Origin of the sequence: Cohnella sp. WQ 127256 (genome assembly GCF_024519285.1) — a bacterium.
GTDB lineage: Bacteria > Bacillota > Bacilli > Paenibacillales > Paenibacillaceae > Cohnella.
Map to the genome: position 1 here is coordinate 1,055,853 of NZ_JAMZCY010000001.1, position 24,294 is coordinate 1,080,146.

Below are 24,294 nucleotides of genomic sequence, written 5' to 3' on the forward strand. Positions count from 1 at the left end.
ACGATAATGGTGCATTCATGGGTAACGGCTAGTTCTGCTCCTGTTTCTTCTATACGTAAATCTGCTACTTTTAAGTCAGGAAGTACTTTTAAGAAGCTTGCGTCTATACGGCATCAATTGAAGCTTGCTAGAGGCGTATTTTTCATAATCGCATTTCTTATCTTATTCAGTGGATTTACGATTGTACATACATTCGCTTCTTCTGATGAGGTCACTCCTGCAACGGGTAACGAGCTGGTTATTTCCGTTGATAGCGGGGACACATTATGGGAAGTTGCAAGAGCGCATAAGAAGGATTCTATGGATACTCGTCAAGCTGTTCATGCAATACAACAACGCAATGGGCTAACAACGTCCGAGGTGACGGTTGGTCAGACCCTTATTATTCCAAGTCGCTTGATGCCATAGCCTATATCTTACAATATTACCAGACCGGTCACTCCCGGTCTTTTTTTGCTTGTCTGCTTTTCTTGACAACCTATTAGCGAAAATGGCAAAGTAGAGGTTGTAATGAAAGGGGAGTGAAACGGACATGGAAATGGAACAAATCATTAAAAGAATTAATGAGTTATCTCGTAAAAATAAAACCGATGGATTGAGCGAGAGCGAAGTGGAAGAACGTGATACTCTCCGTCGGCAATATATTGCAATTTTCAAACAAAATTTCCGCTCTGAATTAGATCGTATTGAGATCGTGGACGAACCAACCATTAAGCACTAATAACAAGTCGCAGCGCTGGCATTGTAAGAATTATTTCACAATGCTGGCGTTGCACCATTTGTTACATAGAGTTGACAACAAATCGCTACTCAGATGTAGAACGGTTGTTGCATAAAGAGGAGGAAGCTTATGTCCCGCTCATGGGAACGTATGGTGTTGAAAAATTCTAAAACAATTAACAAGCGTCGCAAGAAAGATGGCAAAAAGGGGATTAGTCCTAACGCTCCGCAAATTGACCGGTTCAAAGGTCGGAATTTTATCGTCCCAATATTGCTGCTCGCGTTAATCATTTTTTACGTGACATTAGCCCAACCTTGGTCAGATAATTTCCTGCAGGATCCAACGCTATTTTGGGTGACGATCTGTTGTTATGTCGTGCTCGCATTGTTCTATTATTTACGTCGACCTTATCTCGCTGTTTCACGTGATACGCTTGAAACTCGTAAATTCACTGGCTACAAAACATTACGACCAACTGATATTCGCAAATTTACGATTCAACCTGGTTATGTTATCGTTGAGTCCGTTAAAGGTGCAAACTGGGTGTTCTCACGAGTCATGAATCGGTATCCGATTGAAGCTATGACGGAAAGATTAAAGACGTACTCCGAATTACACAATGTCGAATTCGAAGTAAAGGTAAAGTGAGGAGAAAGCACAATGTCGGTCAAAGCCGTTCTATTTGATTTAGATGATACATTGTTATGGGATGATCGCAGCGTGAACGAGGCATTTAAATTGACATGCCAAATGGCTGCACAAACTACAGGAGTAAATGAAGATGAGCTTGAAGCATCGGTACGCCGCGAAGCTAGAGCTATTTACGAAACGTATGAAACCTATGAGTTTACGAAGATGATTGGGATCAACCCGTTTGAAGCTTTATGGGGTAAGTTCGAACGCGGTGAGCATCCGATGTTCCGCAAGCTGCAGCAATTAGCTCCAGAATATCGAGTGAATGCATGGACTAGAGGATTAGCCGCTCTAGGTATTGATAAACCGCAGCTTGGTCAGGAGCTGGCGGAATTTTTCCCAGCACAACGTCGCAAGCTAAAGTATGTATATGAGGAAACGTTCTCCGTGTTAGATGAGCTTAAGGGCTCTTACAAGCTCCTTCTTCTGACGAATGGCTCTCCGGACCTGCAGCAGGAAAAGCTGGATGGGATGCCTGATCTTATTCCTTACTTCGATTCGATTGTCATCTCCGGTAATTTCGGAGAAGGAAAGCCTTCCTCCAATTTGTTCGCGCACGCTCTTGAACAAATCGGTATCTCAAAAGAAGAGGGTATAATGGTGGGGGACAAGCTTACGACTGACATTCTTGGTGCGAACACCATCGGGATGACTTCCGTCTGGATTAATCGTCATGATGCAGTTCGCAATGATGAGATTATTCCATCGTACGAAATCAAGAGCTTGACTGAGCTTCCTGAACTTCTTAATAAATTGAAATAACAACTATAGCTATTGAGAGGCTTTCCAAAAGTGAAATAAGCTTTTGGGAAGCCTCTTTGTAAATTTTATCGATTTTGTTTTTTAAGAGTAAATATATGATTCATTTCTGTCACATTTGTTGTGAAATTAATCACATACCAGACGTATAACTTAATATAAACTAAAAATAGAACAGGAGGCGACTTAAATGATTGAAACGAGACAGAGAGCTACGGCGAAAGAAGGGAATAAACAATCTTTGGCGTATCTTATCAACCATATTATGCTCGAGCACCATCTTTTTCTAAGAATCGAGCTTCCGTACTTAAGTGAGTGCATCACGAAAATTGTTCAAATACATGGACATCGGGATAAGCAACTCATTGACTTACACCGATTATATCAGCTCATGAAGAATGAGTTAGAACAGCATTTATACGAAGAAGAGGAACAGATCTTTCCCACGATCGTAGATTATGAAAAAACAAATTCATCTGAATTTCTAAAACAAGCTAAACAATCCATTGATAGATTAGTTGCAGCACATAGTTATTTTATATTTGTTCTTAAACAAATACGATTGACCACAGCCAATTACACATTGCCTCCACATGCCTGCCAAACTTATGTTTTAACATACAATAAGCTTAGGCAGCTGGAGACTCGAATGTTTGCACATATCCAGATAGAGAACAACGTTTTATTTCCACGTATTTACGAAAAGTGATCGATATGAATAACAAAGAAGACACCTCGCTAGATAAAGGTGTCTTCTTTGTTGTACGTATTCATTATACTTGGTGAAATCCTTACAGCAATTACTTCACAAAGCTGGAATCTTCAAACGGATCAGCAACCCAGCCAGCTGGCTCGATGAAGAGGCGCACAGCAACGATTGCCTTATTATCCATTAAAGTAAAGAAGTGTGGTTGGCCTTCGGGTACGGAGATAACATCTCCGGCACTCAGTTCAACATCGAAGTATCCGGTTTGCTCGTCACCTTTAATGATGAAGATCCCGCGTCCTGCAGTAATTGCACGCACTTCATCCTCTGTGTGTGTATGCACCTGCTCGAATTTTTTCAAGATGTCCGGCAAATTTGGAGTCGCTTCGGAAAGGGCAACGATATCCCAAACCTTGTATCCACGTCTACCCGCAAGATCACGAATTTCGGTATCAAAGGTAGAGAGAAGCAAGCTCTTATCGTCGTCTGAAAGTGTAAAATGGTTATTAAGGTGCTCAGGAAGCTTGCTCATATCCCAGTGTTCGTACAGTACGTTTTGTTTTGTTAGAAAGGAAAGAACTTCCTCCTGATTCGAAATACGTTCGTCAGTATTGCGGATACGAATTTCTGCCATCGTCAATTCCTCATTTCCCAATATGAATTATTGTATTAATTATAGAACAATTCCACAAAGCTGTCGATCCATACCTTTTCGTTCTGTGAGAGTTCTGGTACTATAAAGTTTAATGATTTGACAGATAGGGGAAGAGATCTAGTTATGACTTTATCGCATATTAAACCGTCTCTGCAAGAGGCTTTGAATTCTAGAATATTAATTATGGACGGCGCTATGGGCACGATGATCCAACAAGCAGATTTAACAGCTGACGATTTCGGCTCCGATGATCTCGATGGCTGTAATGAAATCCTTGTTCTCACTCGACCTGATGTTATCTCAGGCATACATGAAGCTTACCTAGAAGCAGGCGCAGATATCATCGAGACGAACACTTTCGGTGCGACTGCTGTTGTTCTTATGGAATATGATATCCCGGAGAAAGCAAGAGAGATCAATCTTGTGGCGGCCAAGCTTGCACGTGAAGCGTGTGATAAATACTCAACACCAGACAAACCTCGATTCGTAGCAGGTGCATTAGGACCAACGACGAAAACCCTATCGGTAACCGGTGGCGTTACTTTTGACCAGCTGATTCTAGACTATGAGGAGCAAGTCGTTGCACTCATGGAAGGCGGAGTCGATTGTATTCTAATTGAGACTTGTCAGGATACACTTAATGTTAAAGCTGCGAGCATAGGTGTTCGCCAAGCCTTTACAAAAATGGGCCAAGAGCTTCCTATCATGATCAGCGGTACGATAGAACCGATGGGAACGACGCTAGCTGGTCAGAATATCGAATCCTTCTATATTTCACTAGAGCATCTAAATCCAATTTCAATTGGGCTGAACTGTGCAACTGGACCTGAATTCATGCGCGATCATATCCGGACGTTATCTGGCATTGCCAACTCTGCGGTAAGCTGTTACCCGAATGCGGGTCTTCCGGATGAGAATGGTAACTACCACGAGTCTCCGGAATCGCTCGCCTTGAAGATGAAGGGCTTCGCAGAGCAGGGGTGGATTAACGTTGCTGGCGGCTGCTGCGGTACAACGCCAGCGCATATTGCTGCAATGGCTGCAGTGATGAATGACATAGCACCTCGTAAAATTGAAGGTGAGCATCCTCCAGCAGTTTCAGGTATTGAGACGGTTTACATTGAAGAGGATAATCGTCCAATCATGATCGGGGAAAGAACGAACATTTCGGGCTCCCGGAAGTTCAAGCGTCTCATTCAGGAAGGGAAGTTCGACGAAGCTTCCGATATCGCTCGTGCCCAAGTTAAAGGTGGGGCGCATGTCATCGATATTAACTTGCAGGATACGGATATCGACGAAGCTTATGCGGTTAATCAGTTCCTTCCGATGGTGACGAAGAAGATTAAAGTCCCACTTATGCTCGATTCCACGTATGATCATATCATTGAGCTGGGTCTTAAATTTTCGCAAGGAAAAGCAATTATTAACTCTATTAACCTTGAGGACGGGGAGTCTAAATTCGAGCAAATTCTCCCGCTGATTCATCGTTATGGAGCTGCGGTCGTTTGTATACTGATCGATGAACGCGGTCAGGCCGTGTCCAGGGAAGCTAAGATGGAAGTCGCAACCCGTTCCTATGAGCTGCTCGTTAATAAATACGGCATGAATCCCGATGATATTATTTTTGACCCTAACATGTTTCCAGTTGGCTCGGGTGACCCGCAATATATAGGTTCAGCGGTGGAAACAATTGAAGGTATCCGCATGATTAAGGAGAAGTATCCGCGTGCCAAGACGATACTTGGACTTAGTAACATTTCGTTCGGATTGCCTGATGCCGGTCGGGAAGTTCTAAACTCCGTGTATTTGTATCATAGTACGAAGGCGGGACTGGACTACGCCATCGTTAATACTGAGAAGCTGGAACGTTATGCTTCAATTCCAGAAGAAGAACGCCGTTTGGCCGAGAATCTGATTTATAATACAAACGACGAGACACTAGCTGAATTCGTTGCCGCATTCCGGGATAAGAAGATCCAGAAGAAAGAGAAGCTGACCAACCTTACTCTGGAAGAGCGTCTTTCCGGATATGTAGTAGAAGGGTCCAAGGATGGACTGATCGCAGATCTCGACGAAGCTCTAAGTAAATATGCACCGCTGGATATCATTAATGGACCTCTTATGACGGGTATGTCAGAGGTAGGTCGGTTATTCAACAACAATGAGCTAATCGTAGCAGAGGTATTACAGAGCGCAGAGGTTATGAAAGCGTCAGTGTCACAGCTGGAACCGCATATGCAGAAAAATGAATCGGCGGTTAAAGGTAAAATCATGCTCGCGACGGTAAAAGGTGATGTCCATGACATCGGTAAAAACCTGGTCGAGATCATTCTGTCTAATAATGGCTACAAAATCATAAATCTTGGAATCAAAGTACCGCCTGATCAAATTATCGAAGCCGCCCGCAGAGAAAATCCAGATGCAATTGGATTATCAGGTTTACTCGTGAAATCTGCACAGCAGATGGTTATTACAGCACAAGATCTTCGCGCAGCGGGAATCGATGCACCGATCCTCGTTGGGGGAGCAGCGCTCACACGTAAATTTACTAAAAATCGTATCGCTCCCGAGTATGACGGAGTTGTGTTATATGCAAAGGATGCAATGGATGGACTAGATATCGCGAACAAATTAAGTGATCCAGGACATCGTGCTCGTATTATCGAAGAACATTGGGCTGCGCAAGCACAATTGGCTGAAGAAGCGGATAAACCGGCGAAGGAGCTTCCTGAGTTAGTTAGAGCACGTAGCTCGAAGATTTCAGCGGATGCCCCTGTATTTACACCACCGGATTACGACAGGCATGTCCTGCGTGATTATCCTATCTCTCACGTTATCCCATATGTGAACATGCAGATGCTGCTTGGTCATCACCTTGGATTAAAAGGAAACGTAGAAGAGCTTCTTGCAGCGGGTGACGAGAGGACGGTTAATCTGAAGGAAACGGTTGACGATATTCTCATGCAATCGAAAGAGCAGGGATGGTTGAATCCTCAGGCCATGTATCGATACTTCCCAGCTCAATCGGATGGCAATGATATTATCATCTATGATCCCAAGGATGTTACTCGCGAGTTGAAACGCTTCTCGTTCCCTCGTCAGCAAGTGGAGCCGTTCCTCTGTTTATCGGACTTCCTGAAATCCGTAGAGAGCGGAATTATGGACAGTGTTGGATTTCTCGTCGTAACTGCAGGTCAAGGAGCGCGTGAGCAAGGGGAGAAATGGAAGGAAAACGGTGATTACCTTCGCTCCCATGCATTGCTAGCTACTGCATTGGAAGTCGCAGAAGGCCTCGCTGAACGTGTACATCAAATCATGAGAGATAACTGGGGCTTTCCAGATCCAGCGGACATGACGATGAAGAAACGTTTTGGTGCTCGTTATCAAGGCATACGGGTATCGTTCGGTTACCCTGCTTGTCCAGACTTGGAGGATCAGGGCCCATTGTTCGAGATTATGCAGCCAGAGGATATCGGAATTGAGCTGACTGAGGGATTCATGATGGAGCCCGAAGCATCCGTATCGGCAATGGTATTCGCACATCCGGAAGCGCAATATTTCAACGTTGAGAAAGTGTAATTAGATATGTAAAATCCCCGAGTGAATAACCGAGTAGGTTTGTTCATTCGGGGATTTTTTTATGGGGATACAGGAACTACTCTTGAACGTTAGCTTCGTCTTCGATTTCACTTTTTAAGCTTGATATTGCTTCGCGGCGCTTTTCATTTTTATTAGTGAGTGTTTGAGTTTCCTGAGGGCTTAGCTCCACGGAATGCTCGTCAAGATAATGCTCGGATTCCCCAAGGTTTTCAATCGTATTCTGAACAGCATCTTGAAGCTTCGCTACATTGTCCGAGCGGTCGTCTGGTTTTGCCATGTATATCACTCCTAGTCCAATTATTTAGAGCCCACTAACACGTCGAGTAGTATGGTTCCAAATCAAGCTCTCTATGCGCAGAGGCAGAAAAAGATTATATTCCAGTGATGATGACAGCTGATTATTTGGGTAATAATTAATTCCCGGGAAAGCGCAGGAGCCGACACCAATTGTCGCAATGGGCCCTATTGTTGCGAATTGTCAGAATATTTAAAACGGGATAGCGAGGATTTGTCGAATGGCGATTCTGAACTCCCGTTGCCGTACGAACATGTATTCTGTACAATAAGAGTATTACGAATTTAGGAGAACTGCCATGAACCCGTGGACTGAAAAAACGGAATCGGTAGATGAGTGGCTTGAGCTGCTGAGAAGTAAACCAGAGTTGATGGAAAACGTGACACACTGGCATACGCAGCCAGCTCGTCCGGCGCGCACAGCTCAGTTACCTGAGGGCGTGCATCCGAAGCTTGCTCATGCGCTACAACAGAAAGGGATTACGGATTTATACACACATCAAGCGGCATCCTACAAAGCAGTTGCTGCAGGTCACCATGTTGTAACAGTGACACCAACCGCATCAGGTAAAACCCTTTGTTATAACCTACCTGTTATTCAAAAGCTATTAGAGGATGAGAGTGCCAGGGCATTATATTTATTTCCTACGAAGGCATTGGCTCAGGATCAGGTGGCGGAACTGCAGGAGCTGGCTAACCTCATGGAAGTCGACATTAAGACGCATACCTATGACGGGGATACACCGCCAACCGTACGTCAAGCGATTCGCAATGCAGGACATATAGTGGTCACAAACCCAGATATGCTGCATTCCGCGATATTGCCGCATCATACGAAATGGGTTAAGCTATTCGAAAATATAAAGTTTATTATCATAGATGAATTACACGCCTATCGCGGCGTATTTGGTAGTCATGTAGCGAATGTTATTCGGAGATTGAAGCGGATCTGTCGATTCTATGGCAGCGAGCCGCAATTTCTGTGTGCCTCCGCGACCATTCGCAATCCGCAGGAGCATGCGGAGCGTCTGATTGGGGAGAACGTTGCTCTAGTCGATGATAATGGAGCTCCAACTGGTGAGCGACATATGGTGTTCTACAACCCTCCGGTTGTAAACAAGCAGCTTGGTATTCGCCGTAGCAGCGTGCTAGAGTCTCAGAAGCTGGCGACGATGCTACTGAAAAGCGGTATACAGACGATCGTGTTTGCTCGTAGCCGTGTAAGAGTGGAGATTCTGCTCACTTACTTGCAAGATTCTATTAAGAAAGAATTAGGCACGAAATCTATCCGTGGCTATCGGGGCGGTTATTTACCAAAGCTGCGTCGAGAGATTGAGCGTGGCTTACGAAACGGCGAAATCCGCGGGGTCGTTAGCACGAACGCGCTTGAGCTGGGAATTGATATTGGGCAGCTTCAAGCTTGCGTCCTGAACGGGTACCCAGGAACGATTGCGAGCACGTGGCAGCAATCGGGACGCGCAGGGCGAAGACTGGGTAGCTCCGTAACGTTCTTAGTTGCGAGCAGCAATCCACTTGATCAATATTTGATTCAGAACCCGGACTATTTCCTTGGGCGTCCTCCTGAAGAAGCACGAATTCATCCCGATAATCTACTTATCTTACTCGACCATCTGAAATGTGCGGCATATGAGCTTCCCTTTGAAGCACATGATACATTCGGCGGGGAGAAGCTAACGGATCTGCTCGAATTTCTCGCTGAAGAGAAGGTTCTGCATCGCGTCGGCAATCGGTGGTATTGGATGGAACAAGCTTTTCCGGCTCACAACATCTCGCTGCGTTCAGCGGCTCAGGAGAATTTCGTCATTATCGATCAGACGGAAGGCCACAGGGTCATCGGTGAGGTAGATCGATTCAGCGCGCCAACCCTAATCCATGAAGAGGCGATATACCTTCACGAAGGAGTACAATATCAGGTAGAGAAGCTGGACTATCCGGAGAAAAAAGCCTATGTACGCAAAGTGAATGTGGATTATTTCACGGATGCGAGCATGGCGGTGGAATTGAAAGTCCTGCACGTAGATCTGGAATCAACATCTGGTCCTTTGGAGCGGCAATACGGGGAAGTTACGGTCATGGCCAAACCCACGATTTTCAAAAAAATTCGCTTAAGAACGCATGAAAATGTAGGCTCAGGACCGATCCATCTGCCGGAAGAAATTTTGCATACAAGTGGCTATTGGTTTTCTTTTTCCGGGGATGAGTCGGGTAAGAGAAGTGCAAATGATATGCAAATGGCTTTGCTTGGTCTCGCTAACGTCCTCATTCATCTTGCACCGCTCCATCTGATGTGTGATCCGCTCGATATTCGCGTCGTGCCGCAAGTAAAGGCGTTACACACGAAGCGGCCCACGATTTATTTCTATGATCGATATCCTGGCGGTATTGGACTTAGCCAACGCTTGTACGAGAAGCATGACGAATTGCTAGCAGAAGCGCAGCGATTAATTGTGGGCTGCGGCTGTTTGAGCGGCTGTCCCGCTTGTGTAGGGCCGATAGAAGAGGTTGGGTTACTCGGTAAGGATTTGGCGTTATCTCTGCTGCAAGTGACGAGGGAGAGCTCATGAGTGGACTTAGGGAGAGGCTTAGTAGACTTCGGGCAACGGAATCCGTAGAGCAGGTTACTTCGGATGCTCCTCAACAATCTGTTGGAGATGAACCGGTGCTGTCGCCCGACTTTCTTCACATTGGGGTTGAGCTGCAGCATAATGAGAGTGGGCAGTTTCTATTGAGGCGAATAGAGTACCCGCTGCCCTATCAATATGGGAAATACGATCTGAAGAATTTGCTCTCTTGTGCTTCTTATCTGCAGCCGATTACTTTACGTCAGAATCAGCAAACCCAGAGCCCCGAGGATAAGATTGATCCCTACCGGCTGTTGTTCCTAGATACGGAAACGACAGGTTTAGGAGTTGGCACGGGCAACGTCCCCTTCATGATCGGATTTGGTTATTATACCGAGCAAGCTTTCGTCGTCGAACAAACTCTTATTCGTCACCCCGGCGAGGAGAAAGCGATGCTGACCTATTTACTTGGCCATATGCAAGACAAGACGCATCTGGTTACCTATAATGGAAGAACATTCGATTGGCCGGTGTTAGTGAATCGGTTTATCTTGAATGGCTGGCGTCGAAGCAGTCAGGAGCCAAGACATCTCGATTTTCTTCATCCTTCTCGTGCGTTATGGCGCAATACCCTGCCTTCTTGTCGGCTCAGTGTCGTTGAAGAAGCAAGATTAGGCATTCAGAGAGGCGAAGATGTGCCGGGATCGTTAGCGCCGGCTTTATATTTTCAATATTTGAGTGATGGTAACGCGAGTCATTTGCATGGGGTGTATTCCCACAATGAGAAAGACATTCTTACTTTAGCTTCGCTTTCGGTGCATTTTGGATTATTGCTTAGCGAAATGATGAGTCGTGAAGCGATAGAGGCACAAGAAGGAGAGGAGCTATTCCGAACCGCTTGCTGGTTAGAGCAGCATGGGAACACGGAATATGCAGAACAATTATTCTCTGTACTAAGCGATATGGAGGATTCCAGCGAAGGCGAAGGATGGAGCCTGGCACTGGCAGCGAGATACAAGCGGTCAGGTCAGCATGAGCGGGCGCTTCCGATATGGAGAAGATCAGCCGTCAAAGCGGAAAAGTCCTCAACACCCAAAATAGCTGCCCATGTGGAATTGGCTATTTACTACGAACATCGAGACAAACAGTTGTTAACCGCATTAAATTATGCAGAGAAAGCGCTGGAACTCGTATTTCGAAGAGCTAGGTTAATGAGTGACTTAGCAAAGCGTAAAGAAGAGAAAGAAGCGATCCAGCACAGAGTCGCTAGGCTTCGTCATAAAGTGTCTCGCGAAAAGGAGTAAGCGCATCATGACCATGCACCTTAATTCGATTAAGGAACACCCAGCACCTGAAGCGTTATTGTTCGACCTGGATGGAACGCTGTATCTTGGCAATGAAAAGATTCCGGGGGCAGATCGCTTAATTGAAGGATTACAGCGTCAAGGAATACCTTGTCTTTTCGTAACGAACAATTCAACTCGAACACCGATTGAAGTGGTGGAGCACTTGTCCATAATGGGAATACCGGCAAGTGAAGAAGCAATCGTCACATCCGCTGTGGCAGCCGCCTATTATGTTAAGTCGCGACATCCGGGAACCGATACTTATGTTATTGGAGAGAAAGGCTTGCATGAAGCTCTGACGAATGCAGGTCTGAATGTTCTAGACGAGAATACCAATGAGCAACCGGCTGAGCTAGTTGTGCAGGGTCTGGATCGCAAGCTGACATATGAACAAATCCGTATTGCCGTGAAGCATCTATTAAACGGAGCCGTCTTTGTTCAGACGAATCCAGATCGTCTTCTTCCGGTAGACGGAGGATTTCTTCCTGGAGCCGGGAGCATCGGAGCCTCACTGCAAGCGGCTACAGGTGTAGAGCCGATCATTATCGGAAAGCCTTCTACTATCATCATGGATTATTCACTAAAGCTTAGTGGTACTTCGCCAGCTAGAACTTGGGTGATTGGTGATAACCCGTATACAGATTTAGCGGCTGCACGGAACTCGGGTTGTGTGTCAATACTTGTTCTAACGGGCTTATGTACGGAAAGCAACTGGCAGGAGCACTGCGCTGCGGCCGGAGTAACACCGGATGCGATTTGTGCTGGGCCGGAACAATTGGAGCAATTACTGAATGAATTTCTTCACAAAGAAAACTTTTGAGCTAGAGGAAGGGAAGATCATAAATGCCTGAGTTACCAGAAATGGAGCATTACCGCTCACAATTATCCCCGCTATTATGCGGACAGAAAATAACCGGAGTGACTGTAAATCGTGCTGCTTCAATTAATGAGCCGATTGATGAATTTACGGCTGCACTCGTTAATCGTATTGTCTTGTTTGTGGAGCGTAGAGGCAAGAATCTCTTATTCCATCTAGATGATGGTCATCGTCTGTTACTTCATCTTATGCTTGGCGGTTGGCTAGCCTATGGTGAAGAGGGTCCGAAGAAGGACAGCCATTTTCAAGTAATCCTAACATTCGGAGATGGATTGTCTTTATATTTCGGCGGGCTACGTCTCGGATATCTTCATCGGATTACCGCGAAAGCAGCTATTGAGCAATTGAAGGAGTTAGGTCCAGATCCATATGATGCGCGGTTGACACTGGAAGCGTTCCAGAAACGACTTGGACAGAAAAAAGGTAAGCTGAAAACAACACTAACAGATCAACGGTTTCTAGCCGGTATTGGCAACTGTTACAGTGATGAAATTTGTTTTCATGCTAAGCTGCACCCTGCGATAGCAGCGAACACTCTTGATGCTACGGCAACTGAGCGTCTCTATCATTCGATTCGTCATGTCCTCACAGAAGCAAAGGAAGCGGGAGGCTACATGGAGCACCCCCTTACTGCTGAAGATACGTTAACCGGCGGATACAATAATCTCTGCAAGGTGTATGATCGTATGGACGAAGCTTGTTATGAATGTGGTACTCCTATTAAGTTTGAAACGTTAACCGGCCGCAAAATGTTTTTCTGTCCACAATGTCAAAAGGATAGCTAAATGACAACAATCGGAAGCCATGTGAGCACGAGATATGGTTATCGCAAGGCAGCGGAACATGCGGTTGCCCTTGGCGGGCAAGCTTTTCAATATTTTCCGAAAAATCCTCGCACACTTGAGCTTAAGGCTTTCAATAGATCCGATGCTGAGAATTGTGCCAAGTGGTGCAGAGAAAATGATGTTGTCTCTATCGCGCATGGGCCTTATTTGGTCAATCCGGCAACAGAGGGAGAAGCAGCTCAGCGAATGGCATTATGCACGCTTAATGATTTGGAAATCGCCGAAGCTTGTGGATCCATCGGGGTCATCGTCCATTTTGGTCATTACAAAGGGAAAGACCCGTTACAGGGCTATCGAAATATAATACAATGGATCAATAACGTAACTTCCCTGTGGGAAGGGAATGCGCTGATTTTGCTGGAAAATCAAGCGGGGGATCATGGGCCGATGGGAACGACGCCTGAGGAGCTGCTGCAAATCCGTTCCTTAATCCAACAACCCGAGAAGGTGGGGTTTTGTTTGGATACCTGTCATTTGTTCGCTAGCGGAGAATGGAGGCAAGGGGAGTGGACATCATTTGCAGAGCGTGCTAGAGGTTTAGGCTTCTGGGATCATGTACAAGCGATTCACCTAAATGATTCTCGTTATCCGTCAGGCTCTTGCAAAGATCGGCATGCCGCAATTGCGGAGGGCTGGATCGGGCGTGATGGTTTTATAGAGTTTATGGCTACACCGGAAATGGGCCAACTGCCGCTCGTATTAGAAACGCCAACAGGAGAAAGCGGGACTCATCGAGAACAAATCCAACTTTTGCGGCAATTGTCGGGGGAGGCGCAGAGATGATTAATGTATTTTTAGATGATGTACGACCTTGTCCAAGCGGATTTGTTGTGGCTCGTTCAGCGGAAGAGTGCTTGTTGCTCTTGTCCGTGAGTGAGGTTAATATCCTTTCACTCGACTTTGAGCTTGGTCTTGGCGAGCCGAATGGTCTTGCTGTCGTACAAGGGATCATTGTGAGTGGAAAGTACCCCAAGGAAGTATTCGTTCATTCCTCAAGCATGCTGGGGAGAGCTCAGATGGTACAGGCACTGAGAGGGGCTAATCCTCCGGGTGTTAAGATACACGACGGACCGATGCCTTCTCATGTTCTCGAAGCTGCCGCAGGAGATAGTCGTAATGCGTGAATGGGAAGCAACAGAATGGAAACGAGAATGGACCTTCACGCAAGCACCGTTCGCACTATTCATACATACGCCATTATGTGGAACCTGTTTAGCAGCGAAGCGAATGCTGGCAGTAGCAACGGAAATCGTACCAGAAATTCAGCTAATGTCTGCTAATATTAATGTCATGCCTGATCTAGCACAGATGTTCCAGATCGAAAGTGTGCCTTGTCTTCTCATGAAGCATAAGGATGGCACGTGGAATAAACATTATCGGTTCCCCTCTGTAACGGAGCTGGTGGAACAATTGAGAATTGCGAGGGATAGGCAATGATTCATTTACAAGGTTTGACCTTTCGCCGTGGCGAGCGTGATATACTTCGCGGAGTCGATTTGAACGTAAAACCTGGCGAGCATTGGGCAATACTTGGCCGGAATGGCTGTGGGAAGTCCACGGTTCTAGAAATGATAATGGGATATTTATACCCAACTTCAGGTAAGATTGACGTACTTGGTAACCGCTACGGTCAAGTAGACTTAAGGGAAATACGAAAGAAAATTGGATACATCAGTCCTTCCTTAATCGAGAAAATGACGCTTCGGGATCCGCTATGGGAGATCGTAGCGAGCGGAGCTTTTGCTTATTTGCGATTTTACGAGGAAGTGGAGGATGAGGTTCGCGAGCGTGCTTATCTGGAGTTGGAGCGGGTTGGATTACGATCACTTGCTGAGCTACCTTTCTCAACCCTTTCACAAGGTGAACGTAAAAAAGCGCTATTAGCTCGCACGATGATGGCATCTCCTCAGCTTATTATCCTGGATGAGCCGTGCGCAGGATTGGATTTATTCGAACGCGAGAAGTTTCTTCATTCTTTATCCGAGCTAGCTTCGACTAATTTATCCATTCTATATGTTACACATCATATCGAAGAAATTGTTCCTCTCTTTACGCATGTTGCTCTTATGTCACAAGGTCAGTTAGTTGCATCTGGTCTTAAGCATGATGTGCTAACTCCGGACAAGCTGCAAGAGGCTTACGACCTTCCCCTTGAGATCAAGTGGAAGGATGATCGACCGTGGATCGAAGTCGGGAAGGGGCATGGACTATGATCACCTATGTCGGAACTGCCAATCCCGGATTCGCACCCTACGCAATGGAAGAGCTGCGTAGGCGTATTCAAGGCACCAAAGTATCTGGACTTGCGCCGGGAGAAACATTCTTGTTCACGACTGGAGATTTCGACCCGGATCCGCTTCTTACAGATTTGCGTCGCAATGAGCCGACTTTCCTAAGACATATGTTCCCGATAGATGAAGAAACTGATGTTACGGAAAGTCCGGAGCAATCCGCAGAGATGCTGAATCAGTATGCAGCTACTTTGGCAGAACGTATCAAAGGCAAGAAAGTTGCGATTCAGGTTCGTAAAGAGCAGAGTAGTCCATTTCCTTATTCCTCGGCTGAGGGAAGAGATGTTATAGCTCCGATCATTCAGGAGCTAGGTGGCGAGGTCGTAGCCCGTGACTCTGATTGGATCATATCTATCTATGCATCGAAGAAAAAGCTGTATATGGGATGCTCACTCCCGCGCAATAACTTGTCTGACTGGCCGGGTGGTGCCGTTAGGTTTCGTAAAGATGAAGGACTTATCTCTCGTGCGGCCTTCAAGCTGCTGGAAGCTGAACGGGCGTTTAAATTGCCTTTAGACCAATTCTCGAATGCTTTGGATTTGGGTGCAGCCCCTGGTGGATGGACTTCAGTCCTTCTGGAGAGAGGTTTAAAGGTTACTGCGGTTGATCCGGCTGAGATGGACCCAGCCTTGGAATATCATCCTAGGCTTCGGCATTTGAGACAGAATTCGGCGGATGTATCCTTTGCTCCTGGCTCATTCGATCTCTTAGTATGTGATATGAGCTGGGATCCGCGTCACACCTGTCGTATCGTCTCGGAGCTCGCTTCTTCCCTATCTGCTGGAGGATCAGGGATCATTACGTTAAAGCTTATGCATCGTAAACCCTTTCAGAGCATTCAGGATATTACGGAAAGCTATAGCCGAGTATTTGACATTCGCCAAGTTAAGCAGTTGTTTCATAACCGTGAAGAAGTTACAATGTGGGTGAAACGTAAATAAAGGATCCGTTGACGGGAAAGCATCCCGCATCCGGGTGAAGCCTAGTAAGTTCAGGGCTTCGCTCTGTGGTGCGGTTTTTTTATGTTCAAATTGGAGAGGGGTATGACGATGCAGGATCAACGACATTTAGGGATGGAGCTTATTCCAGGACAATTATTTGGAGAACGATATCGCATTGTGATGCCCATAGGTAAGGGAGGGATGGGGCGTGTATATTTGGCTGAGGATGTTCGACTTGGTGGGAAAGTCAGAGCATTGAAGCTGACTAGACCGCTCCCGGACGAACGTCGTTCCTTCCTGCCAGAAGCGCAGGTGATGAGTGAATTAGATCATCCTCATCTGCCTGCGATCGTGGACTATTATCCTCCTAACGATGAGGGTGTCGCTTGTATTGTGATGGACTATATCGCGGGCGATACTCTTGCGGAGAGGTTTGTGCGATACGAGCTTAAGCTATCATTTTCTTTCGTCCTCGGGGTGATGATCGATCTGTGTGAGGTGCTAATCTATTTACACGCACAAAATCCTTCTATTGTTTTCCGTGATCTTAAGCCTGCTAACGTGTTATTAGACCGGCATAATAAAGCGATCCTCGTTGATTTCGGAATCGCTCGTCGTTATGAGGAGAATAGGCTTAGTGATACTTTACAACTCGGTACTCCTGGATTTGCAGCTCCAGAGCAGCTTCGAGGGGAGCAATCCGACAGTCGTACCGATTTGTACGGGCTAGGAGCGCTCGTCTACCATCTGTTGTCTGGTGGGCAATTTGCAATCAGGCATCGAGGTTCGTTGAAGCGAGTTCTCCAGGATGATGTACCTACCGAATTTTTGGATTTATTAGAGCAATTATTAGCGATTCATGCTGATGAACGGCCACAATCAGCGCATCAATTATACTCCGAGCTCAAGCTGATCCAACAGGCAACGGAGGGAATCAGCGTGAATTTTTATGATCGTAATACACGTATTGGTGATGATTACGATCTTCAATCTTATGGGAATAAAGATACAGTTACGGTTATCGCACTCACATCTGCTTATTCAGGTGCTGGAGCGACTTTTGTCTCTGTTGCCTTGTCAGCGTCTTTAGCACGTCATGGCATTGCCCATGCATTAGTTGAATGTCCAGGAAGCGACTCAGAGCTATTTGCGCTCCTTAATGGAGCTAGAAGAATGCCCAAGGGAGCTGTTTATGCTCATGCCCATGGTCAACAAGCGGCTGTTCCAGCATGGCGCAATGGCAAAGCAACTTATTATCCTTCAGATCCTAATGAATGGTTGAGTCAGAAGCCAAGTACTGCGTTTGCGAGCTGGCTAAGAAATCTAGGCGCCCCAATTGTACTTCTTGATGTTTCAAGTCGATGGGATGAGCCGGAAATGATGGATTGGCTAACTAGGTCGGTGGATCAACTTGTGATGGTAGTGGATTGCTATCCGGTAAAATGGTCACCCCGTAGACAAAACTCGTGCATGGAACTGCAGCTGCAGGCTAAGAAACGTCATACGGAAAGTGTGTGGCTAGCAAATCGAGACCAACCCTTTCCTGATCGGCAGCAATGGCTTTCTTTATTTCCAACTAAGCCGGAGGTGTATTTTCCTGATCTTTCTGGAGTGTCCATGCTGAACGCGTTGTGGCGCGGTGATGGGATACCGGGGGAACAACAATGTATAAACGCTGTGGATAAGGGGCTTCGCAAATGGATTTCTTCATGGACTAGATAACGATAATCAAGCGGATTTGATTTTAATGATCTGCATTAATCGACCGATTTTCCAACACTTTGACACTCATGTTACAATGGACATGGGAGATTGCATTTAGCAAGGAAGAAAATCCTATCGGATATTTTCGACTGTTATAATTTCTATTTACTTTCACTGCTTATTTAGGCGCTGTATCCGCTTCCGGTATGGAGGGGTATATTAGAGCCATCATTATATTGGTTTTCATTTTTCTCCCATCCTTTGTGGTTAGGTGCTGGGGTTATGCCTTTTTGGTCTCGATTACGAATTCATACACGGATAAGAGCAGTATTAAGTGTTAGAGCTGAATGATTGAACAATACTTTTATTTACGAGGTGACTTGAATGAACAATGAAAATATATTAATCATCGAAGACGAGGATTCTATTGCTCGTATCCTGCAATTAGAGCTTGAACATGAAGGCTATGGCGTCGGAAGAGCTGCGGATGGCCGCAAAGGCTTGGAGATGGCAATTTCAGGGGAGTGGGATCTTATCCTCCTTGACGTAATGCTTCCAGAGCTTAATGGGGTGGAAGTGCTACGTCGATTAAGGCAGAACGATGGGGCGGTTCCAGTTATTCTATTAACAGCTAGAGACACAGTTCCAGATAAAGTGAGTGGTTTCGAGCATGGAGCCAACGACTACATTACGAAGCCTTTTGCAATGGAAGAGCTATTAGCACGAGTGCGGAATTTATTGCGGATATTCAAGGCATCCCGTGAAGGTGAGAATGAAGATGTATTGCGTATCGGGGATTTGTCTATCGAGCTCTTAACGCGTAAGGTTTACCGGAAAGATCATTCTATTGACCTGACCCCGCGAGAATTTGAATTGCTGCTGTACTTAGCCAAACATAAGAATGGCGAGAAAACCAGGGATGAAATTTTATCCGATGTGTGGGGTTATGAGTACATCGGGGATACGAACGTCGTAGATGTGTACATTCGTTACTTAAGACAGAAGATGGATAAAGGCTACCGCCACAAGCTGCTTCATACGGTGCGAGGCGTTGGTTACATGCTGAAGGAGCCGGATGCATGACCTTAAGATCAAGATTCACCTTATTTACGGTTTTTTGGTTAATCTTTATTTTGATTTTGTACAATATTTTTGTGTATTTCTTCGTTATTCGTGTCACGACACGCGGGGAGTTACAACTCCTTACGAATAAGGCGGATTTGGTTATTGAGAATCTACGCAAGCAAGGGATGCGTGGGTTCGAGGATCCTAAGCTGCTGAGCGACATGTACAACTACAACGAGATGATGAGAATCGTCACAGGTGATGTTCGTATTGTTAACCATGTTGGTACGGACGAGCAGCTCCTTTCTATTCCACCGCAGATGCAAGTCTATAATCAATCCGAAACAAGACAAATTAACGGTCAACGTGTGCTTTATTTATCTATGCCGTTTTTTGATCAAGGACATTTGATTGGTACTGTGGAGGCGGCTCGTCGTCTTACGGTATTAGACAGCTATTTGCAAATCTTAGTTGGGGCATTAAGTATAACGACCATTGGTGCGATTGTATTCGCGATATTCGGCACGTATTGGTTTACTTCGCGTTTGACAGGTCCTATCGGTCAGATGGTCCAAACAATGCGGGAAATTGATCGAAGCGGTAAGCTATATCGAGTGAAGCTGAATGGTCGAGAGGAATCGGTAGAGCTTCAGCAAATGGTCAGAGCCTTTAACCAGATGATCGATCGCATTGATCGTACACTCGAGCATCAGAAGCATTTCGTAGCGGATGCTTCACATGAGCTAAAGACGCCACTGACGGTTATTTCAAGTTACGCAGACATGTTGAAGCGCTGGGGAAGAGATAAACCAGAAGTGCGAGATGAAGCAATTGAAGCGATCTCCAGAGAAGCTGAACGGCTGCAGAATTTGATTCGCTCCATGCTTACATTAGCAGAGGCGGAGCAAGATGATTGGTTGAGTGTATCAAGATTTGATGTGACAATTGTGGTTAAGGAGCTTTCCGGGGTTCTCGGTAAAACCTTCCAGCGGGAAATTCGGGTGCATTCCCCCAATTCACCTGTTCATATTAAAGGGGATAAAGATAAAATCCGACAGCTTTTGCTTATTTTGATCGATAATGCGATCAAGTACAGTAAGGAGCCGATCGATGTTCGTATTCGCCAACAGAAGAACGGGATTAAGCTAGAGGTGAGTGATTACGGCATCGGTATCGTTGAAAGTGAAATTCCCTATATGTTTGAACGCTTCTACAGAGTGGATGAAGCAAGGCATCGTTCAACGGGAGGCAGTGGTCTAGGGCTTTCGATTGCGAAGAAAATTATAGACATCCATGAAGGGGATGTGGAAGTGTATAGTAAACCGGGTACGGGAACGACGATCTCCATTTATTTGCCCCGCAAATTTAATCAACATAACGGCAATACATGATAATGAAGCCTTGCAAAAGAGTTGAAAAAAACGGCAGTTCGGAATTTCCCGAATTTGCCGTTTTTTGATTGCAACTTTCTTCAAAGCCTGAACGTTAATTGTTATTGTAGAGAGGTTACAGAACGCGACGTGCGGTCACGTAATGAGACTTCCAATAGCTTGAGTTAATTGAAGAATAGGTCACTCCTGGCGCTCCATAAGTATGCAGCATTTTATTGTTACCTACATAGACACCCACATGTCCGATCTTATTGCCAGTACGTGCGACTTTGAAAAATACGAGATCCCCCTTCTTCAAGTTTGCCTTTGCCACTTTATAGCCTTTAGTTGCCTGAGTGCTGGATACACGAGGAAGCTTCACGCCGTATTTGCCATAAATATATTGTGTGAAGCTGGAGCAGTCGAATGCGGAAGTTGAGCCAGAAGGTGCTCCAAATCGATATTTAACGCCTATGTATTTTTTTCCGAGCGTTATGATTTTGTCCGCTTTAGATGTAGCTGCGGAAGCTTGCTGAACATTCCCCAAGCCGATACCGGTAAATCCAATGACAGCGCAAAGGCTTACGCTGACCACTTTTCGTACGAGTGTGATTTTAAAGCTCATGCTGATATCCCTCCATCGCGCACCAATTGCAGGTGCTACCATGAAAGTATATCAAAACACCATTCCCCTAAATCCTACCAAAAAGAAAGAAAAAGTTGGCGTCGGAACACTTTGGAGTACTTTCTTAGAATAATATGAGGATTTTCTCATTTTTTACATATAACCTCCTGTTCCACGTTTTATAACGATAATTAACTTGATTCAGGGTTGCCCCATGCGGAATACTTCCTTTAATATAGGAAGTGAGTAAGGGGTATTTTGTCATGGTTTTGGAAGGGAATTGAGTAAAGGAGATGGATAGGTGTTTAAGCAATTAAGGATACCGGATGGCGATCGAATGCTACCGGTGACAATACGAAAATATGATAGGGGGGATTTCACGGACTTAATCGCTTTACAGCAATTAAGCTTTCCTCCGCCATACCCTTCAGAGTTATGGTGGAATGAAGCTCAATTAACGGAGCATATTACACGTTTTCCCGAAGGGGCTCTTTGTGTAGAAATCAATGGACGTATTGTTGGCTCTATGACGGCATTACGGACAACAATAGATGATCTAAAACCCCATAACTGGTCTACGGCTACTGACGATGGTTACATTCGCAACCACGAGTCTAATGGGGATACCGTCTATGTGGCAGACCTATGTGTTGCCCCAGAGTATCGCAAGCTTGGATTAGGTAAGTGGTTATTGCAGTCTATGTATGAGACTGTCGTTCATCTGGATTGTCTTCGCTTGCTTGGTGTCGGTCGGATGCCTGGCTACTATAGGTATATGGACACATTGACACCAGAGCTGTATGTCGAGCGTGTAACGAATGGAATGTTATTCGATCCAGTCATCACTTTTATGCTACGGTGTGGAAGATTGCCGATTGGTATCGTTCCCCATTATTTAGAAGATGAAGACTCCGCTCATTATGGCGTGTTAATGGAATGGAAAAACCCCTTTAAGAGGAGTGAATGGAATGGAGTACATTCGAGTAAGATCAATTGACGATCCTCATTTTGCAGCTATGCATCGTCTAATGAGCACGATATTTCCGCCAGAGGAGGTTCTTGAATTCGATTTATGGAAGGAACCTATCGAGGATCCCGACATTCACGTTTACGTCGCTGTACATCAAGATAATGTTGTGGGGGCGACGGAATACCGCTATTATCCTGATATGCGAGTGGCGATGACTGATTTTACGATTATTGGTGTAATGGGGTTAGGTGTCGGCCGTTTCTTATTTGTTCAGCGAGCCAAGGATATCCAGCACCTTCAACACGTTAGTGGGACACAATCGCTTGGGATGTTCGCAGAAATATATAAGCCCCACACCGTTTCCTATTTGACATTTGGCAACGTGCTTCCGATGCATCCAGCGGTCCGACGTGAAGTGTTATCTCACATTGGGTATAAGAAGCTTGATTTCTCGTATGTACATCCGTCATGGGATCACGAAGGCAAAGCGGTATCAGAACTGGATTTGGGCTTTTGTCCGGTTGATGAGGATTTGCTAGAGCTTCCTGCAAATCTCGTCACTCAATTTCTTAAGCAATATTATTCTGCTTTGCCTAATAAACCGAAGGAATGGGTGGAGATGATTTCTCAATTGGACACCCTCTCGGAAATCCATCTGTCAGCTTTATAACTTCTACTGTTGGACAAATGAAGGGGATTTACGATGCGAATTACATTTCTTGGTCAAGGCGACTCGATGGGGACGCCAAGAGTTTATTGTGAATGCACGGTTTGCGAGGAATCTCGTACGACCGGAGCAAATATACGTCTACGCTCTTCTCTGTTGCTAGAAACTGAGGGGTTATCTCCTCTGCTATTGGATTGTGGGCCAGACTGGCGTGTTCAAATGGAGAGACAGGGCTTACGTCACATCCAACAAGCGCTAGTGACTCACGCTCATTTTGACCACATTGGTGGTTTGACCGAGTGGGCTGATGCTTGCAGGTGGCGGGAAGAAAAGGCAGAAGTATTTGCTCCACGTGAGGTGTTAAGCGAGATCCGCCAGCGGTTTCCGTGGATTGAAAGACAGTTTACAATGACGGAAAATGATTCTGGATTGAACTATGGACTTTGGCGAGTTACGCCTTGGAAAGTGAATCATGGGAAAAATGGCTACTCCTATGCTTACCGCTTCGATCATAAGGAGCGTAACATAAGCTGGGCTTACTGTTCGGATTCGATCCAGTTGACGGAAACACAGAAAGCACCATTAGCCGGCTTGGCATTAATGGTGCTAGGTACAAATTATGTGGAAGAACAGTATCCTATGGATACACGATCTGTTTACGATATGAGGGAAGGCTTACAGCTTGCAGAGGAAATGAAGCCTGAAAGGGTAATTTTTACTCATCTTTCACACGATGTGGATGTGCGAAGCGACTATGAATTACCGTCACATGTGAAGCTCGCAACAACGGGGATGATTGTAACTGTTTAATCTCGGCTACGAATAACGAGAAGCAGTCCGTCAGATATGGACACCGTACCCTGGACGTCTTCGAGCACGTTGCTGATCCCGAGAGACCATCCTAACTTTAATGTGGCATCCTTTAATGGATACCGAAAGCCAACAAGAGTAACTCCAGTCACTTCGAGCGTTAGCGGTAGAAGCGACGTATAGGGAAAATGTGAATTCGCTTCTAACCGAAGACTGTCGGTGCAGAGGCGAATTTCATTATGTTCATCGATCAACGTCAAATTACAGCCTTGTTCAGAAGCTTGGCGCAGTAAATGGACATTGCCTAATCCATGATCGAAGCGGGTACCTAGTGCTCCTAAGACAATGACTTCGTGATAGCCTCTACTTATTGCTTCTCTTACAGCGAGCTCCGTATCGGTCCAATCCTTGTCGATCGCATCGCAAGTCAGCAGTTCACTAGTGATACTCGCAATATGCTGCAATTGTCCAGGGGTGATGGAATCGAAATCACCTAATGCCAAATGGGGAGTAACACCGTTAGCGATAAGAAATTCAGCACCACGATCGGCACCAATGATGTAATCTTTAGAATCTATACAATCTAATGCCCATGGGCCGAGATTACCTCCGGTATAGATGAGCGCGCGAGTATGGGAAAGCTTGGACAGCATATTGAACCTCCTAATGTTCGGTCAAGCTAGTTATTTTCTTAGTATAACGGGAAAATGATCGTTGCGGAACACCTGGGCTTCCCGCTACAATGAGTAAGAATTCATAAGAATCGACAAACA

General features: G+C 45.6%; 25 protein-coding genes. 21 read left to right on the top strand and 4 right to left on the bottom strand.

The genetic code is table 11. The annotated features are described in order from the left end of the window. Positions 1–6 precede the first annotated feature (6 nt). The 5 genes from yneA (at position 7) to M1K58_RS04525 (ending at position 2,882) form a co-directional block, all read left to right on the top strand. Complete coding sequence (gene yneA, locus M1K58_RS04505) at positions 7–408, top strand: cell division suppressor protein YneA (RefSeq protein ID WP_256757464.1); 402 nt, start codon at positions 7–9, stop codon at positions 406–408. 124 nt (positions 409–532) lie between these two features. Beyond that, the gene (locus tag M1K58_RS04510) at positions 533–721 is read left to right on the top strand and encodes a DUF896 domain-containing protein (RefSeq protein ID WP_306220149.1); all 189 of its coding nucleotides are present in this window, start codon (positions 533–535) and stop codon (positions 719–721) included. 129 nt (positions 722–850) lie between these two features. Next, the gene (locus M1K58_RS04515) at positions 851–1,369 is read left to right on the top strand and encodes a hypothetical protein (protein ID WP_256757465.1); all 519 of its coding nucleotides are present in this window, start codon (positions 851–853) and stop codon (positions 1,367–1,369) included. Positions 1,370–1,381: 12 nt separating this feature from the next. Beyond that, positions 1,382–2,176, top strand: a complete 795-nt coding sequence (locus M1K58_RS04520) for an HAD family hydrolase (RefSeq protein WP_256757466.1) — start codon at positions 1,382–1,384, stop codon at positions 2,174–2,176. A 187-nt stretch (positions 2,177–2,363) separates the two neighbouring features. Continuing rightward, positions 2,364–2,882: a hemerythrin domain-containing protein gene (locus tag M1K58_RS04525; RefSeq protein ID WP_256757467.1), complete on the top strand. Its 519-nt coding sequence runs from the start codon at positions 2,364–2,366 to the stop codon at positions 2,880–2,882. A 91-nt stretch (positions 2,883–2,973) separates the two neighbouring features. On the opposite strand, the gene M1K58_RS04530 is transcribed toward M1K58_RS04525, so the two are convergent. Then, the gene (locus tag M1K58_RS04530; RefSeq protein WP_256757468.1) at positions 2,974–3,513 is read right to left on the bottom strand and encodes a cupin domain-containing protein; all 540 of its coding nucleotides are present in this window, start codon (positions 3,511–3,513) and stop codon (positions 2,974–2,976) included. A gap of 144 nt (positions 3,514–3,657) precedes the next feature. On the opposite strand from M1K58_RS04530, the gene metH reads away from it, so the two are divergent. Further along, positions 3,658–7,113, top strand: coding sequence for a methionine synthase (gene metH, locus M1K58_RS04535; RefSeq protein WP_256757469.1), 3,456 nt, complete (start codon positions 3,658–3,660; stop codon positions 7,111–7,113). A gap of 76 nt (positions 7,114–7,189) precedes the next feature. Here metH and tlp read toward each other — a convergent pair whose 3' ends face one another. Beyond that, positions 7,190–7,411 (bottom strand): small acid-soluble spore protein Tlp, encoded by a 222-nt coding sequence (gene tlp, locus M1K58_RS04540; RefSeq protein WP_306220151.1) that lies wholly within the window; start codon positions 7,409–7,411, stop codon positions 7,190–7,192. A 316-nt stretch (positions 7,412–7,727) separates the two neighbouring features. Here tlp and M1K58_RS04545 point away from each other — a divergent pair, with 316 nt between their 5' ends. The 12 genes from M1K58_RS04545 to M1K58_RS04600 all read left to right on the top strand — a co-directional run bounded on the left by M1K58_RS04545 (position 7,728) and on the right by M1K58_RS04600 (position 20,470). Further along, the gene (locus M1K58_RS04545; protein ID WP_306220153.1) at positions 7,728–10,013 is read left to right on the top strand and encodes a DEAD/DEAH box helicase; all 2,286 of its coding nucleotides are present in this window, start codon (positions 7,728–7,730) and stop codon (positions 10,011–10,013) included. Beyond that, the gene (locus M1K58_RS04550) at positions 10,010–11,314 is read left to right on the top strand and encodes a ribonuclease H-like domain-containing protein (protein ID WP_256757470.1); all 1,305 of its coding nucleotides are present in this window, start codon (positions 10,010–10,012) and stop codon (positions 11,312–11,314) included. Before M1K58_RS04545 ends, M1K58_RS04550 begins: the two co-directional genes overlap by 4 nt. 7 nt (positions 11,315–11,321) lie before the next feature. Continuing rightward, complete coding sequence (locus M1K58_RS04555) at positions 11,322–12,176, top strand: HAD-IIA family hydrolase (protein ID WP_256757471.1); 855 nt, start codon at positions 11,322–11,324, stop codon at positions 12,174–12,176. 23 nt (positions 12,177–12,199) lie between these two features. Further along, the gene (gene mutM, locus M1K58_RS04560; protein WP_256757472.1) at positions 12,200–13,018 is read left to right on the top strand and encodes a bifunctional DNA-formamidopyrimidine glycosylase/DNA-(apurinic or apyrimidinic site) lyase; all 819 of its coding nucleotides are present in this window, start codon (positions 12,200–12,202) and stop codon (positions 13,016–13,018) included. Beyond that, entirely contained in the window at positions 13,019–13,861 is an 843-nt protein-coding gene (locus M1K58_RS04565; protein ID WP_256757473.1) for a deoxyribonuclease IV, read from the top strand. Beyond that, positions 13,858–14,202, top strand: coding sequence for a cyclic-phosphate processing receiver domain-containing protein (locus M1K58_RS04570; protein ID WP_256757474.1), 345 nt, complete (start codon positions 13,858–13,860; stop codon positions 14,200–14,202). Before M1K58_RS04565 ends, M1K58_RS04570 begins: the two co-directional genes overlap by 4 nt. After that, a complete protein-coding gene (locus M1K58_RS04575) occupies positions 14,195–14,515 on the top strand; it encodes a thioredoxin family protein (RefSeq protein ID WP_256757475.1) in 321 nt (106 codons plus the stop codon). The genes M1K58_RS04570 and M1K58_RS04575 overlap by 8 nt, the downstream gene beginning before the upstream one ends. Further along, positions 14,512–15,291, top strand: a complete 780-nt coding sequence (locus M1K58_RS04580) for an ABC transporter ATP-binding protein (protein WP_256757476.1) — start codon at positions 14,512–14,514, stop codon at positions 15,289–15,291. Before M1K58_RS04575 ends, M1K58_RS04580 begins: the two co-directional genes overlap by 4 nt. Beyond that, complete coding sequence (locus M1K58_RS04585; RefSeq protein WP_256757477.1) at positions 15,258–16,310, top strand: 23S rRNA (cytidine(2498)-2'-O)-methyltransferase RlmM; 1,053 nt, start codon at positions 15,258–15,260, stop codon at positions 16,308–16,310. The genes M1K58_RS04580 and M1K58_RS04585 overlap by 34 nt, the downstream gene beginning before the upstream one ends. Positions 16,311–16,418: 108 nt before the next feature. Next, positions 16,419–18,032: a serine/threonine protein kinase gene (locus M1K58_RS04590; RefSeq protein ID WP_256757478.1), complete on the top strand. Its 1,614-nt coding sequence runs from the start codon at positions 16,419–16,421 to the stop codon at positions 18,030–18,032. A 366-nt stretch (positions 18,033–18,398) separates the two neighbouring features. Further along, positions 18,399–19,097 carry a response regulator transcription factor gene (locus M1K58_RS04595; protein WP_256757479.1) on the top strand — a complete coding sequence of 233 codons (699 nt, stop codon included), beginning with the start codon at positions 18,399–18,401 and terminating at the stop codon, positions 19,095–19,097. Further along, positions 19,094–20,470, top strand: a complete 1,377-nt coding sequence (locus M1K58_RS04600; RefSeq protein ID WP_256757480.1) for a sensor histidine kinase — start codon at positions 19,094–19,096, stop codon at positions 20,468–20,470. The genes M1K58_RS04595 and M1K58_RS04600 overlap by 4 nt, the downstream gene beginning before the upstream one ends. Before the next feature lie 115 nt (positions 20,471–20,585). Here the strand turns inward: M1K58_RS04600 and M1K58_RS04605 are convergent, their stop codons facing one another. Next, entirely contained in the window at positions 20,586–21,074 is a 489-nt protein-coding gene (locus M1K58_RS04605; protein ID WP_256757481.1) for a C40 family peptidase, read from the bottom strand. 337 nt (positions 21,075–21,411) lie between these two features. Between M1K58_RS04605 and M1K58_RS04610 the strand changes: the two genes are divergently transcribed. Genes M1K58_RS04610 through M1K58_RS04620 form a run of 3 tightly spaced genes read left to right on the top strand, consistent with a single transcriptional unit; the run spans position 21,412 to position 23,521 of the window. Further along, positions 21,412–22,071 (top strand): GNAT family N-acetyltransferase, encoded by a 660-nt coding sequence (locus tag M1K58_RS04610; protein WP_306220248.1) that lies wholly within the window; start codon positions 21,412–21,414, stop codon positions 22,069–22,071. After that, on the top strand, positions 22,043–22,714 hold the full coding sequence (locus M1K58_RS04615) for a GNAT family protein (protein ID WP_256757483.1): 672 nt from the start codon (positions 22,043–22,045) through the stop codon (positions 22,712–22,714). Before M1K58_RS04610 ends, M1K58_RS04615 begins: the two co-directional genes overlap by 29 nt. A gap of 33 nt (positions 22,715–22,747) precedes the next feature. Next, on the top strand, positions 22,748–23,521 hold the full coding sequence (locus tag M1K58_RS04620; RefSeq protein WP_256757484.1) for an MBL fold metallo-hydrolase: 774 nt from the start codon (positions 22,748–22,750) through the stop codon (positions 23,519–23,521). On the opposite strand, the gene M1K58_RS04625 is transcribed toward M1K58_RS04620, so the two are convergent. Beyond that, entirely contained in the window at positions 23,518–24,174 is a 657-nt protein-coding gene (locus M1K58_RS04625; RefSeq protein WP_256757485.1) for a thiamine diphosphokinase, read from the bottom strand. The genes M1K58_RS04620 and M1K58_RS04625 overlap by 4 nt on opposite strands. Between the last annotated feature and the right edge of the window lie 120 nt (positions 24,175–24,294).